We start from the raw sequence: 14,256 nt of genomic DNA, 5'->3' as shown, positions 1-14,256 counted from the left end.
TGATCATGAAGGAAACGGGCCACATGGCCCGAAAGCCTTCATGATCACGAACATGATCACGGAACCGCGCTGCCGATCACGGATCAACCCCGTAGACCATGAGCTCGGCGACGGATGTGGTGGCCGCCTTCGACGAGGTGAGGCAGTCCGACATCGACAGCAGGTCAGACTCCTGTTCCCCGTGATACTCGGGATTGCCGGTGCACTGGGTCTCGAGGACGACGAGGCGCACGTGGGTTGCCTGGTTGTCCGGTAGGTCGAAGTCGCGGAAGGTCAGGTCCGGGGTCACCGGGCGCGGCCTTGTGCCGGGGAAGGCCGCATCCGGAGACGTGTAGATGCGCCGCCACCGGTCGTGCTGGTCGACGGCGCAGGGAGCGAGCAGCTGCTGGGTGCAGACCTCGATGGCGAACGAACGCAGCGCGGTGAACCGGTCACGGGTCATCGCGCTGACGCGGACCGCGCGCACCCATGCCGGGTCGCGCCCGGCCAGGTCGACGGCGACCGCGACCCGGCCGTCGCCGCTCCCGTTCCCTGCGCTCCCGTTTCCGGTGCTTCCGTCCCCCTCGCTCTCGGCCCCCTCGCTCTCGGCCCCCTCGGCCCCGTCCCCGGCTGCTGCAGCGCTGTCGTCGCCGGCCCCGTCGAGGCGCCGGACGGATCGAAAGTCGCGGTCGATGCGGTGATCGCTGGTGATCGTCCAGGCGGTACCTTCGCGCTCGTCGATGACCGACTCCGCCCCGATATCGGCCGGTGTACTCGTCACCTCCGCGCCGTTGCGGGCCGAGGCGAGGTTGGGGTGTAGGCGCAGCGACAGGTACCGCGTCCGGCCCGGGTACACCGTCACACTCGCCCGTCCCATACCGAACCCTGGTGCTGACCAGGTGAGCGCGTAGCGTCCCGGCACCAACCGCACTTCACGATCGAGCCCGGTCGTGGGATCGGAGTCCGCGACGGGGACCGCTTGGTCGGCCGCCGGCCCCACAAACACGCGCACCGGGACCGGCGTCCCGTACGGATGGCTGAAGGCGCCGACGACGAGCGTCGCGGCCCGGAGCTCGCCGCCGGCCAGCGAGTCCGGGACCGTGAAGTCGGGTACCGCCGCGTGTCCGACGGACGATGGCTGAGCCTCGGCCCCCAGACCGCGACGGGCGAACGCCTGCCACAGTTCGGTGGCGTTCGCGCCGTCGAAGCGCATCCGGTCGGCGGCGAGCAGTGCGTCGCGCGCGTCCAGCATCGACGCGTCGCTCTGCAGCAGCGGGAGCGAGTCGAACAGCAGCTGCACCCACCTCCGGTTCCCGGGGCACGCGGTCACCGGCGCCGCACCATCTGCGCAGTGCCGCCCCAGATTCGCGCCCTCGGCCGTGGCTGCGTCGGCGTACTTTCGGATCAGGGCCGAACGGATGTCCCAGTTGACGGCGGCCCAGACGCCGGCGCGGTTCCTGACCAGCTCGGCCCCGCTCGGGTCGCCAGTGCTGCTCGAGTCGCCAGTGCTGCTCGAGTCGCCAGTGCTGCTCGAGTCGCCAGTGCCGGCGGTGTCGGCGTAGGTGAGAGGGCTCCTCCCAAGCCGGTAGTCGCGAACACCCCGGACCCTGTTGCCGGCGACGTAGGCACCAATCGCGGTCGGCGAGCTCCCATCAGGGCCGGTACGCGCGTACTCCCACAGGTACTCCGCCGCGAGCAGGTCCGACCACGCCTCCCCGATCGCCCGGCCCTCCGGGGTCGTGAGCCCGGCGTCCGGTCCACCGACCATCCGGTTCGTCACGGCGTGCGCGTACTCGTGGGCGACGATCGTCGGATCGAGCGCACCGTCGACGCATGGCCCGTACCACCGGGCCGCCACCGGTTGGAAGAGGTAGAGGTTGGTGATGGCCGGTATGCCGTCCTGCAGGGTGACCTGGTTGGCGTCGTTGCGCCCGAGATAGGTGGGGTAGCCGCCGGTCAGAGCGCCGGCCTGGACGAAGCCGGTCTGGCGGTCGCGACCAAGCCCGCCGTGCCCCTTGTTGTCCTGCTGCAGGTTGCCGACGTCCTCGGTGAAACCGAGCTGGTACGTCCAGTCGTGCAGTTCGTTGTGGAGGTGGAAGACGTTGGCGACCGCTGCTCCGACGTCGTTGCCACCGGGGCGGAGGCCGGAGATGTCACATCCTGAGCGGCGCCAGGCGTCAGTCCATCTCGTTGCCATCGTCGCCGGGTTGTCGGCGGCCTGTCCGGGGACCCTTCGGGCCAGCGGGCTGGTCCAGGCGGGCGACGTCAGCGCGTTGTTGCTTTCGGCGTTTCCGCCGGTGAACCCCTTGGTGGCCGGACTGAGATCGACGGTCGTGATCCCCGACATCGAGGGTTGGAGGATGGCCTCCCACACCGGGTTCACCGGGGTACGCACAAGGCGTACACCACAACCCGGCTGGCAGTCCGGTCCATAGGCGGACGGGACCGGTGCTCGCAGGTCGTCCCCCTCGAGCGCTTGGGAAACGCGGTTGTGCCGGAGCAGCAGGCCGCCGGACACCGCATCGACGAACGACGTAGAGGCCAGCGCGGTGCCGTCCTGGACGTCGACGACGTTGACCTCGTACGCCGGCCGGACGCCTTGCGCGGGAAGGCCGACCGCGACGAGCCGGGCCTGCTGGACCTGCGTGAATCCGGCGACCGTGAAGCTCGTCCAGTCCCGGTGGTCGTCGGCCGGGGCGACCGGGCCCACGGCGTTGGCAGCTACCGGTCGCCCGAGCGCGTCGGCCGCCAACAGCCACGCCTCGGTCGGGGTGAGAGAGGCGGCAACCGGCGGGGGCGCGCTGCCGAAGGCGGAGGAAGACACGTAGGTGATGTCCCGACCCACGACGCCGAGAGCGATCAGGCCACCGGCGCCGGCGGGCAGGGCGCCGAAGCTTTCGCGGAGCAGGACCACCTGCGGTCCGCTGGCGGGAACGCCGGACTGCGCGCCGGCAACGGCACCCGTCACGGCACCTGTGTCGGCGTCCGTCGCCGGATCTGTCCCCACACGGGCGCCGGGGGACGAACGGAGGTTGGCGAGCGGCCCGGCGCGCACCAGTTCCAGTCGGCGCACCGCACCCGCGGACATCCGGAAGAGCAAGCGGTTGTCCCGGAGAAACCCGCGCGCGACCGCCACCGGCCCGCCCGCGCGGCTCGACGGGAACGCCGAACCGCGCGGCACCAGCGAGGCCGGCGTGCCGAACCGGGTCCACCGTACGTCGGCTCCGAGCGCCTCCACTCGGTCGAGCTGCCGCTCGGACGGTGCGACCCGACCCACGCGGTTGTCGAGGTCGGGGGCCGGGTCCGAGCGATCGAGCCCACCCACCTCGTCGGATCCTGACGGCCCACCCTCGGCCATCGCCGGTGGCGACACTCCGGCAAGGCCGATCGCGGCGGCGAGCAACACTTCGCCCGCGACCGCGGCCGGTTTCTGAACGACCCGCGCAACACTGCCGGGCAGTCGCATGACAGTCCTCCGTTGACCGAAGCCCACCCCGGTCGCGCCGTTTGAGAATGCCCCATTAACCGGGTGCTTACGCAGAGAACCGAAAATTGCGAAGAAATTAACTGAGAGTAGCCATATCAGGCTGGTCGGGACTGCTGCCGTGGGTGCGCCGGGCGCGTGGGTCCGTAGCGTGCGTACGCAGGCCGAATCCCAGGCCGGCAGCGACCATCGCCAGAACGGCCACTGTGCTCAGTGCGCCGGGAAGTCCGATCTGGTCGGCGAGAAACCCGATCACCGGCGGTCCTCCGAGCATGCCGACGTTGCCGATGGTCGACGCCAGTCCCACGCCGCGCGATCCGCCGATCGCACCGGCACGGGCCATCGCGATCGGGTACACGTTGGCGAGCCCAAGGCCGACCATGACCAGCCCGCCGAACGCAACGGCCAACCCGCCAGCCCATGCGGTGGCGAGGATCCCGGCGGCGGCGAGGACCGCGCCGCCGATCAGTACTTGTGCCTCGCCGAACCACGCGATGAGCCACCCGCCGGTCAGCCGGCCGACGGCGATCGCGACCGAGTAGGCGCCGAAGCCGTACGCGGCGATTCCGGCCGGTGTGGCGAGGGTGTCGCGGAGGTGCAGAGCCGCCCAGTCGCCCACCGCGCCCTCGCCGTACGCCGTACACAGGGCGACGATCCCGAACAGGATCACGACGGTACGCAGGCCGGCCCGCTGCGCGGCAGGGCGTCCCGTTCCCGTGCTGACCGGCGCGGGTTCTGCCGCGCCGAGGGCTGGCACCGCACCGGCGGCGTGCGCCGTCGTGGCCTCGCGGTTCGGATCGGCCGCAGCGGACCGGAGCATGCGCCGTCCGGTCACCGCGACGACGAGAAGTCCACCGGCCGCCACCACTCCGAGATGGCCGAGCGTGTCGAGGCGGTTGGCGAGGAGCCCACCTGCGATTGCTCCCACCAGTCCGCCGAGGCTCCACAGACCGTGCAACGCAGACATGATCGCCCGGCCGGTCGCACGTTCGACCTCCACCGCCGCGCTGTTGAGCGCGACCACCAGGACGCCGTAGATGGCGCCGAACGCAAGGAGGACGGCGCCGAGGTGGACCGGCGACCGCGCGAGCGCGGGAAGGATCAGCCCGCCGCAGGCCAGGGGAAAGGTCGCGACGATGAGGGCACGGGTGCCGAGGTGTACGCAGAGGCGGCCGCCGACGTACATCGACACCGCCGTACTGAACGTCATGCAGAGCAGCGCGAGTCCGAGTGCGGTGGCCGACGCACCCACCTGCTCCTTGATCTCGGGGACGCGGACGACCCAGCTGGCGAAGAGGACGCCGTCGGCGGCGAAGAGGACCGTGAGCGGGTAGAGCCGGGTCACGGGCAGGCGGCTCGTCGCGGATGTTCCGGGCACGGGCGGGTCTCCTGACAGGGCAATGGTGGTCAGGCGGATGACGTCGCTGGCTGGCGTCGGGTGGTCAGGCGGGTGACTTCGCTGCCTGGGGTCGGGTGGTCGGGACGATGGCGAAGCGGAGGGCGAGGGCGAGGGAGCACCCGACGGCCGTGAGCACCACCACACTCGACAGGGCTGCCGGCAGTCCCGCGCGATCGGCGAGGAAGCCGATGACGGGCGCCTGGCTGAGCACGCCGAGGCCGGCGATCATCGAGACCCGGCTCACGCCACGGGGACCGCCGAGCAGCCCGCCACGCGAGATGGCGAGGGGATAGACGTTGGCCAGTCCGGCGCCGACCACGACATAGGCGCCGAACGCCAGCGGGAGCCCGCCGGGCAGCTGTCCCGCCCAGGCGGCGACCAGCATGCCAACGCCCGCGACGGCGAAGCCTCCCGCCAAAACGGTGGTGTCGCCGAGCCGGCGGATCAGGAACGCGCCCGCGAAACGCCCCGCCGCGATCGCGCCCGCATACGCGGCGTATCCGTATCCCGCGACGGCAGCTGACGCGCCCAGATCCTCGCGGAGGTGAAGGGCCGCCCAGTTGTTGTTGGCGTACTCGCTGAACGCCGTGCAGGCAGCAACCACGCCGAAGAGCAGCACGACCCAGCGGACGGCGCGCCACTCCTTCCGACCGGCGACAGGCTCGGTGCCAGTGTCGGTGCCAGTGTCGGTGCCAGTGTCGGTCGGGGCGGAGTCGCCAGCGTCGGTACCCGCGTCGGCGCTCGTCGTCGTGCCCGGGACCGCACGATCCGGTTTTCCGGCGTACGAACGAACTGATCGGAGCAGGATCGTGCCGCACCAGATGGTGGCGAGCAGCCCGAGTGCCGCCGTGAGACCGAGGTGGACGGCGGGGGAGAGGTGCGCCGCCGCGTAGCCGCCGGTCGCGGCGCCGGCCAGCCCGCCGACGCTGAAGATGCCGTGCAGCCCTGGCATCAGCGGGTTGCCGCTGTCCATGGCGACCTCGACCGCGGTGCTGTTGAGCGCGATGTTGAACGTCGCCTGGGAGACGCCGAAGCCGACGAGGGCGGCGCCGAGCGTGGGCGGCGAGATCGCGAGGGCAGGAAGGACGAGCACCGTGCTGAGCAGGGTGGCGGCCACGACGAGGACCCGGCGGGTCCCGAAGCGCACGCACAACCGCCCCGCGGCGAACGTCGCGGCGAGCCCACCGATCGATCCGCAGAGCAGTGCCAGACCGAGTTCGCCCGCGGTCGCCGCCACCTGGTCCTTGACGTCAGGGACGCGGACGAGCCAGTTGGCCGGAAGGAAGCCGACGATGGCGAAGAAGCCGGCGAGGGCGTACGACGGAGCACGAGCGGACCGGGCTTGGCGTCGAGCACCGACGTCCTGCGGCTGCGGCACGGGAGTCCTTCGAACTGGGGTAGTTGCCATGCGCGGGTCACGCGGGTAACTTGCGCCGAAATTAACAGGCAGGGTTCCTAATGAAAAGTGGTGTGACCAGGTCGCGGACAGCCGCTGCCCTCTCCTCGCAGGCATCGCCCTCGCAGGAGTCGGCTTCGCAGGAGTCGACCCTGCCGGCAGCTGCACCTGCGACACCCCGGACCGCGAGGCTCATCAACGACCGACTCGCCTTCGACCTCCTGCTCGATCGTGGCCCGCTGACCCGTGCGCAGCTGCGGAACCTGACCGGGTTGTCGGGGCCGACGGTCGCTGATCTGGTCCACCGGCTCGAGGCCGCGGGACTCGTCGCGCCTGTCGGCGAAGCGGGGACGGAACGGCGCGGCCCGAACGCCACGCTCTACGGTGTCGTCGCCGACCGTGCGTATGTCGCCGGAGTGGAGGTCCGGGCCGATAGCGTCGTCGCGATCCTCACCGACGCCACCGGCCGCCTGGTGGGAGAGGCCGCCGTCTGTCAGGACCCGGCCATCGCGCCCGACCGGATCGTCGGGGCGGCGCTCGACGGAGCGCTCGTTGACGCCGGCCTGCTCGACGACCAGCTTCGGATGGTGGTGGTCGGAACGCCCGGGCTGGTGGATCCAGCGACGGGCGACCTCAGCTTCGTGGCGACGTTGCCGACCTGGCACGCCAACGTCCTACCTGGGCTGCGCAGGCGCTACGGGGACCGGGTCCTGGTCGAGAACGAGGTCAATCTCGCCGCGTTGGCCGAGCACCGGCTCGGCGCGGCACGTGGACGGGACACCTTCGCCCTGCTGTGGTTGGACGTCGGCATCGGGGCGGCGATCGTCCTGAACGGAGAGCTCCTGCGAGGTGCCTCCGGAGGCGCGGGCGAGCTGGCCTACCTGCCGGGCGCCGGCGGGTCGTTCCAGTACACCGCCGGTGGCGCGGCAGTGAGCGACTTGGCAGCGACGTACCTACCCGACGGCCCAGGCGAGCCCCATGGGCAAGGCGAGCGCGATGGGACGGCGTCGCCGGGTGCGTTGGTGGCGGCCGCGGTCGGGCCCGACGCGATGCCCGGGTCCGCGGCATTCCTCGACGCCGTGGCCGATCGGGTGGTGGCAGGCGCGGCGGCGATCTGCGCGGTGCTCGATCCGGGGTTCCTCGTCCTGGCGGGCGAGGTGGGCCGGGTCGGCGGCGACGAGCTCGCCAACCGGGTGGCCGAGCGCCTGGCCGACACCGTGCCGCTTCCGACCCAGGTCGTCGCGGCCACCGTAGGAGGGCCGGCAGTGCCCGACCCGGCGGCTTCCCCTGATGCGGGCGCGCGTGTCGCGGACAGTCCGGTGCTCCGAGGTGCCGTGCTCGTCGCGCTCGATCGCGTCCATCGCGACACCTTCACCCGGTAGGGAGGTGGCGTTCGGCAGGTCAGCGGCTGTCAGACTCTGCCTCATGCGTGTGCACCTGGGATCGGACCATGCGGGATTCGAGCTGAAGCAGCAGCTGGGTCGGTGGCTCGCCGACAACGGCTACGAGGTCGTGGACCACGGACCGGTGACGTACGACCCGGACGACGACTACCCGCCGTACTGCCTCCGCGCCGGCGAGGCGGTCGTCGGCGAGCCCGGGAGTCTCGGCATCGTCCTCGGCGGCTCCGGCAATGGCGAACAGATCGCGGCCAACAAGGTTCCTGGCGTGCGCGCCGCCCTGGCCTGGAGCGAGGAGACCGCTCGGCTGGCCCGGCAGCACAACGACGCCAACGTGCTCGCGATCGGCGCCCGCATGCACTCGCCCGACGAAGCGACGCACTTTGTCAAGGCGTACTTGACGACCGGCTTCTCCGCCGAGGAGCGCCACGCCCGACGGATCGCGATGCTTGCCGCGTACGAGAAGACCGGCGTCGTCCCCGCGCTGCCCGGGTAGCAGGACAGGGCCTGGGTCAGAACGGGGTGTCGAGCCAGGGGAGCGGGTCGTGGCGGAACGCCCTGTCGAGGGCGGCGAGACTGCCGGACGTGTGTTCGTCGACGAGACCAGCGGCTCCGAGGGAGTGGAGAACCGGCCGGCCGAAGAACGCCGCCGCGAGGTCGACGACGTCGATCACGAGGTCCGGCTCGCGGGTGACCCTTCCGCAGGAGGCCCCGGCCGCGTCACCCGCAAGGTGCCAGCGGCCGGAGTTCCATGGGCAGAAGTCGTCGCGGACCTCGATCACCGAGTCGACCGGCGCGGTGTAGGTCCGAGATGCCAGGGCGCGACCGACGTCGACCAGCCTGGCCCACAGGCCGTCACGGATCTTCAGCTGCGCCTGCCGGAGGTCGACGAGGAGGGAGAGCAGCGGGTCGTCGACGGCGAGGCGGCGATGGGTCGTCGTGGACGCGAGGTCCTGGTCGAGCAGGAATCCCCACAGCGCTGCGGAGGACGCGGGGTCGGTGGCGTGCACCCGTTCGACCACGGTCGTACCGTCCGGGCCGCGCTGGGTCCACGACGCCTTCGTACGAAAGTAGGCATAGCCGGTCGTTCGCCCCTCGCGCTCGGCGAGGACGCACCGCAACGGGCTCGCACCGTGACGAATGCTTGCCGGGTCTGCGACCTCGCCGCGGCGCCACGGCTGGGTGTGCCTGAACATTCCCGGCCGGGTCGCGGCGATCTGTTCGCGCAGGTCGGCGCAGAGGTCGAGCGCCTTGTCCTTGTCCGCATACCGCAGGGCCACCTCGCGAGATCCGGGGACGGCTCGGAGCGACCGGTGGGCCCGTGGGATCTCGACAGAAGCGACCTCGGACGCCAGTCCGTAACCGAACCGGCCGTAGATCGCGGGTTCGGACGCGGTGAGCGCGGCCACCGCCTCGGCCCCGGTCTCGTGCAGTGACGTCAGCTGCCGTCGCATCAGCGCGGTCAGCACACCGCGCCGCCGGTGCGTGGGGAGGACTCCCACCATGCTGACGCCCGCGACCGGGAGGGGCCCACCAGGCGCCGTCATCGTGAAGGAGTAGGCGCAGGTGTGGCCGACCACCTCGTCGCCGTCCATGGCGCCGAGGCTCCGGTCGGGTTCGAACCGGGCCCGATCGACATCCTGCTCGTCTGCCGGCCAGTCGGAGCCGAACGACATCTCGATGATCCGGACCACCTGAGTCCACGCGTCGGCACCGAGCGGCTGCATCTGGACGGTCATCGCGTCCTGCTTGTCATCACGCGCCAATGCCTACCAGATGCGAGCGACACCCGCCCAGCAGGTTTTCCGCAGCTGATCTCGGACCTGGCGCGGCGCTCGAAAGAATTTGTGCGATAACCGTCTCGCCATTTTCTGGCGGAACCGCCGAAGGTCTTGTTACCTTAGGAATTTCGTTCGCGAATTCAAAGGACGAGCTTTTCGATCAGCATTCGGCAGGAGAAATGAACGAGACAAATAATACCGCGAATTCCAGTTCTCCGTCAACTCAACTGTCGACGGAGGTCGCGTCCGAACAACAGTACGTCTCGATGTTGTACGACCGTCTCGATGCCCTTCGGGAAAGAGCGAGTATGCGCCTGGGTCAGGCTCATCGCGGACCTCATGCCGAACACGACCAGGCATTCTCCGAGCGCCAGTCTTTCCACGAGTTGTATTCCGGCCGGCTTGCCCAACTCTCTGCGGTCGAGCGGGGACTTTGTTTCGGCCGTCTCGACATGGACGACCGGACGCGAACGTATATCGGCAGGATGGGATTGTTCGACGACGACTACGAAGCGCTGTTGGTCGACTGGCGGACCCCAGTCGCCCAGTCGTTCTACCGGGCCACGCCTGCCGAGCCCGCCGGTGTCGTACGGCGGCGATATCTGCGCACCCGGGGCCGGCAGGTGATCGACATCGAGGACGACCTGCTCGACCTCGCCGCGCTGGACGACGAACAGCGCAGCCACCTGTCCGGCGAAGGGGCCCTGCTGGCCTCCCTCGCCTCAGGCCGGACAGGACGGATGGCCGACATCGTGGCGACCATCCAGGCCGAACAGGACAAGGTGATCCGGTCCGACCTCGACGGCGTTCTGGTGGTCGAGGGCGGTCCAGGTACCGGCAAGACGGTCGTGGCCCTGCACCGGGCGGCGTACCTGCTCTACACCCATCGCACCCGACTGGCCAAGCGTGGAGTGCTCATCCTCGGCCCGAACCTCACGTTCATGCGCTACATCGACCAGGTGTTGCCGTCACTCGGCGAGACCGAGGCGGTGCTGGCGACCGTGGGGGAGCTGTATCCCGGCGTCGTCGCGACCGGGCACGAGGCCGCCGACACGGAACGGGTGAAGGGCGACCAGCGGATGGCTGACGTCCTCGCGACCGCGGTACGCCAACGCCAGTGGGTGCCTGACACCGACCTCGAGATCGTCGTGGAGAGGGAGGCGTACACCCTGACGCCGGAGGTCTGTCGCCGCGCGCGGGACCGTGTGCGAACGCGGTCGGTGGAAACCGGCGAGGACCAGCACAACCGGATGCGGCGCCACTTCGTCAGGGAGATCCTCGACGACCTCACGGCGCAGGGCGTCGCGAGGCTGGGCCCCGAGCTGCTCGGCCCCGCTGACGTCGAGGACATCCGCCGGGAGTTCCGCTCGTCGCCCGCTGTCCACGACGTGCTCGACGACCTCTGGCCGGAGCTGACACCGGAGCGGTTCCTCACCGATCTCTTCCGTTCCCCCGAACGCCTGGACGCCGCGGCGCCGGACTTCACCGCCGCCGAGCGGGCCGCCCTGGTCCGTGCGCCCGGGCTCCCGTGGACGCCGGCCGACGTGCCGCTGCTCGACGAGGCCGCGGAGCGACTCGGCGACCTCGACGCGACGATCGCCGGAGCGACCAGCACCGCCGTCCGGCAGCGCGCGACAGCGGCGGAAGAGTTCGCCTACGTCCGCGCGACCGTGGAGATGCAGGCGGAGTACGGACAGCTCGCCGCCACCCCGGACGACATGGATCCGGTCGCCGAGATGGTGTCCGGTCGCTACCGCGAGAACCGGCGTCCTGGACCGGCGGCGGACTCGGCGCTCGCCGACCGGGACTGGACCTACGGCCACGTCATCGTCGACGAGGCGCAGGAACTCTCGGCGATGGCGTGGCGGATGGTCATGCGGCGGTGCCCCGCCCGGTCGATGACGGTCGTCGGCGACCTCGCGCAGGCCGGCGCGCCTGGGGGAGCGCCGTCGTGGGCGGACGCACTCGATCCGTACGCCGGCGGCCGGTGGCGGACCGAACGCCTCACGGTCAACTACCGCACGCCGAAGCAGATCATGGCCCTCGCCGGTGACGTACTCGCGGCGATCGATGCCGGGCTGCAGCCCCCGCGTTCGGTGCGTGACGGTCTGCCGCCGTGGAGCCGGCAGGTCGACCCGGGCGAACTGGCCGGTGTCCTCCCGGACGTGGTGGCGGCGGAACTGCGCGCGGTCACCGACCCGGCCGCGCATGACGACGGTGAGGACCTGGCCGGAGCCGGACGGGTCGCCGTCGTCGTGCCATCCGCGCGACTTGCCGACGTGACGGCCGCGCTCGGGCTTCTCGCACCGGGGACGGCCGCGGGCGGCACCGCGTCGGTGCTCGACTCCCGGGTGGCGGTCCTGACGGTGGCGCAGTCGAAGGGGCTGGAGTTCGACGCCGTGATCGTCGTCGATCCGGCCGGCGTTGTGGCGGAGTCGGCGCGTGGGGCGGGCGACCTCTACGTCGCGGTGACCCGGGCGACCCGGCGGCTCGGCGTGGTGTCGGTCGGCCCGCTCCCCGGCGTACTCGCCCGCCTGCTCCGGCTCGCCGAAGCCGCCGCCGCCGCCGAGGAATGATCCCGCTGCGGAAAAGATCACGCCGGCGGCATTCCGGGCTGTGGACGGGGCTTCCCACGAGGGCGCCGGGACGTTAGGCATATGGTCGTACGAAAATTCTCGGGCGAAGGGAACCGCTCCGGTGAAGGTTTCACACGTTGGTGTCGTCGGGCTGGGCGGCATCGGAGGCATCCACATCGCCGGCTGGCGCCGGCTGGGTGTCGAGGTGCACGGCTACGACGGCGTCGCGGAGGCGAGGGACCGCGCCCGCGACGAGCTCGGCGTCGTCGTCCACGCCGACCTGGACGACCTCTACTCCGCCGTCGACGTGGTCGATGTCTGTACGCCGACCGACAGCCACGCCACCCTCGCGCTCGCCGCCGTCAGGGCCGGCCGCGCGGTGGTGTGTGAGAAGCCGCTGACCCGCACGGTCGCGGAGGCGGACGAGCTGGTCGCGGCCGCACGGGAGGCGGGCGTGCAGCTGCACGTGGCCCAGGTGGTGCGGTTCTTCGCCGAGTACGCCGCCGCGCAGGCAGCGGTCGCCGCCGGCCGGATCGGGCAGCCGGCGGTGCTGCGGCTCAGCCGGGAGGGTGGCATGCCTGGTGCCGACCGCTGGTACCACGACATGGTCCGGTCCGGCGGGATCATCTGCGACGTGATGATCCACGACATCGACTACGCCCGGTGGATCGCCGGCGATGTCGTCCGGGTCTACGCCCGCACCCTCCGACCGTCGGGACCACAGAACGGCGCGACCCATGCGTACGCGATCCTCACCCACGCGAGCGGCGCGATCACGCACCTCACCGCCTCGTGGGCCCGCACCGGCGTGCCGTTCCGGACCAGCTTCGAGCTGGCCGGCAGCGAGGGGTTGCTGGAGTACGCCACAGACCAGCGGGCCGCTCTCCGTACGGCGCCGCCGGAGCTGGCCCGCTCGGCCGGCATGATGCTCGACGAGGATCCCTGGGCCGCCGAGCTCCGCGAGTTCCTCGCGGCGATGCGCGGCGGGCCGGCACCACGGGTGAGTGCCGAGGACGGCCGCGCTGCCCTCGCGATCGCCCTTGCGGCCGTGGAGTCCGCCGAGACCGGGCGGGCTATCGAGCTGCCGGTCGGACCCGATCCGTATCAGGGCAGCGCTCCCTCGTCCGCGCAGTCCTTGTCCGAGCAGGTGGAGGTGGCGACGTCATGACGACCGCACCGGAACAGCGGCCGCTGAAGCTGGGAATCCTGTCCTTCGCCCACCTGCACGGCGCCGGCTACGCCGGGTTGCTCGCCGGCCGGCCCGACATCGAGCTGCGGGTCGCCGACGAGGACGCCCAGCGCGGCAAGCGGATCGCCGACACGAACAGGATTCCGTTCGTGTCGTCGTACGCAGAACTCCTCGACTGGGGCCCCGACGGCGTCGTCATCTGCTCGGAGAACGCCGGCCACCGGGTCCTCACCGAGCAGGCCGCCGCGGCGGGCGCGCATGTGCTCTGCGAGAAGCCGCTCGCCACGTCACTCGCCGACGGCAAGGCCATGATCGCGGCCTGCGAGGCAGCGGGGGTACGCCTGATGACGGCGTTCCCGGTCCGGTTCTCCCTGCCCATCGCGCGGTTGGAACGCCTGGCGCGCGAGGGCCAGCTCGGCCGGATCCACGGCATCGCGGGCACCAACCCGGGCACCATGCCGGGTGGCTGGTTCGTCGATCCCGACCTGGCCGGCGGCGGGGCCGTCATGGACCACACCGTCCACGTGGCCGACCTGATGCGCTGGATTCTCGGCTGCGAGGCGGTCGAGGTCTACGCCCAGACCAACCGGATCCTCTACCCCGACCTGCCGGTCGAGACGGCGGGCAACATCGCCGTGACGTTCGCCGACGGGACGGTCGCGACGATCGACTGCAGCTGGAGCCGGCCGAAGTCCTTCACCACCTGGGGCGGCGTGACGCTCGAGTTGGTCGGCGACGACGGCGTGGCGACGGCCGACGCGTTCGCCCAGACGCTGACGTCCTACCACGACGGGCCGGGACGCAGCGGTGGTCAGGATGTGGCGCAGGTGCCATGGGGGTCCAATGCCGACGCCGGCATGGTGGCCGAGTTCATCGCCGCGATCCGCGAGGACCGGGCGCCGAGCCCGGACGGCTGGGACGGCTACCGCGCCACCGAGATCGCGTTCGCCGCGTACCAGTCGGTCGAGACCGGTCAGCCGGTCCGCCTCCCCCTCGAGGCCTAGCTGGGGACTGGGCGGGTCGGCCTGAGCGTCGTTCGGCCCGCAGGGGAG

Annotated in this window: 9 protein-coding genes; 5 read left to right on the top strand and 4 right to left on the bottom strand. The window is 71.2% G+C overall.

Going from position 1 to position 14,256, the window contains the following annotated elements; translation table 11 throughout:
- Positions 1-76 precede the first annotated feature (76 nt).
- The 3 genes from ABN034_RS11480 to ABN034_RS11470 all read right to left on the bottom strand — a co-directional run bounded on the left by ABN034_RS11480 (position 77) and on the right by ABN034_RS11470 (position 6,240).
- Positions 77-3,445 carry a M36 family metallopeptidase gene (locus ABN034_RS11480; protein WP_349690980.1) on the bottom strand — a complete coding sequence of 1,123 codons (3,369 nt, stop codon included), beginning with the start codon at positions 3,443-3,445 and terminating at the stop codon, positions 77-79.
- Between the two features lie 97 nt (positions 3,446-3,542).
- On the bottom strand, positions 3,543-4,841 hold the full coding sequence (locus ABN034_RS11475) for an MFS transporter (RefSeq protein WP_349690979.1): 1,299 nt from the start codon (positions 4,839-4,841) through the stop codon (positions 3,543-3,545).
- A 64-nt stretch (positions 4,842-4,905) separates the two neighbouring features.
- On the bottom strand, positions 4,906-6,240 hold the full coding sequence (locus tag ABN034_RS11470) for an MFS transporter (RefSeq protein WP_349690978.1): 1,335 nt from the start codon (positions 6,238-6,240) through the stop codon (positions 4,906-4,908).
- Positions 6,241-6,332: 92 nt separating this feature from the next.
- On the opposite strand from ABN034_RS11470, the gene ABN034_RS11465 reads away from it, so the two are divergent.
- Positions 6,333-7,640, top strand: a complete 1,308-nt coding sequence (locus ABN034_RS11465; RefSeq protein WP_349690977.1) for an ROK family transcriptional regulator — start codon at positions 6,333-6,335, stop codon at positions 7,638-7,640.
- Positions 7,641-7,683: 43 nt separating this feature from the next.
- Positions 7,684-8,154 carry a ribose-5-phosphate isomerase gene (locus ABN034_RS11460; protein WP_349690976.1) on the top strand — a complete coding sequence of 157 codons (471 nt, stop codon included), beginning with the start codon at positions 7,684-7,686 and terminating at the stop codon, positions 8,152-8,154.
- A 16-nt stretch (positions 8,155-8,170) separates the two neighbouring features.
- Here ABN034_RS11460 and ABN034_RS11455 read toward each other — a convergent pair whose 3' ends face one another.
- The gene (locus tag ABN034_RS11455) at positions 8,171-9,397 is read right to left on the bottom strand and encodes a GNAT family N-acetyltransferase (RefSeq protein WP_349690975.1); all 1,227 of its coding nucleotides are present in this window, start codon (positions 9,395-9,397) and stop codon (positions 8,171-8,173) included.
- A 221-nt stretch (positions 9,398-9,618) separates the two neighbouring features.
- Between ABN034_RS11455 and ABN034_RS11450 the strand changes: the two genes are divergently transcribed.
- From ABN034_RS11450 to ABN034_RS11440, 3 genes are read left to right on the top strand one after another with little or no spacing between them, the layout of a single operon-like run.
- Positions 9,619-12,015 (top strand): HelD family protein, encoded by a 2,397-nt coding sequence (locus ABN034_RS11450; protein WP_502879011.1) that lies wholly within the window; start codon positions 9,619-9,621, stop codon positions 12,013-12,015.
- 40 nt (positions 12,016-12,055) lie between these two features.
- A complete protein-coding gene (locus tag ABN034_RS11445; RefSeq protein ID WP_349690973.1) occupies positions 12,056-13,183 on the top strand; it encodes a Gfo/Idh/MocA family protein in 1,128 nt (375 codons plus the stop codon).
- Positions 13,180-14,208 carry a Gfo/Idh/MocA family protein gene (locus ABN034_RS11440; RefSeq protein ID WP_349690972.1) on the top strand — a complete coding sequence of 343 codons (1,029 nt, stop codon included), beginning with the start codon at positions 13,180-13,182 and terminating at the stop codon, positions 14,206-14,208. The genes ABN034_RS11445 and ABN034_RS11440 overlap by 4 nt, the downstream gene beginning before the upstream one ends.
- Positions 14,209-14,256 lie beyond the last annotated feature (48 nt).

It is taken from the genome of Actinopolymorpha sp. B11F2, assembly GCF_040195635.1.
Lineage (GTDB): Bacteria > Actinomycetota > Actinomycetes > Propionibacteriales > Actinopolymorphaceae > Thermasporomyces.
This window is presented reverse-complemented; position numbering and strand designations above follow the sequence as displayed.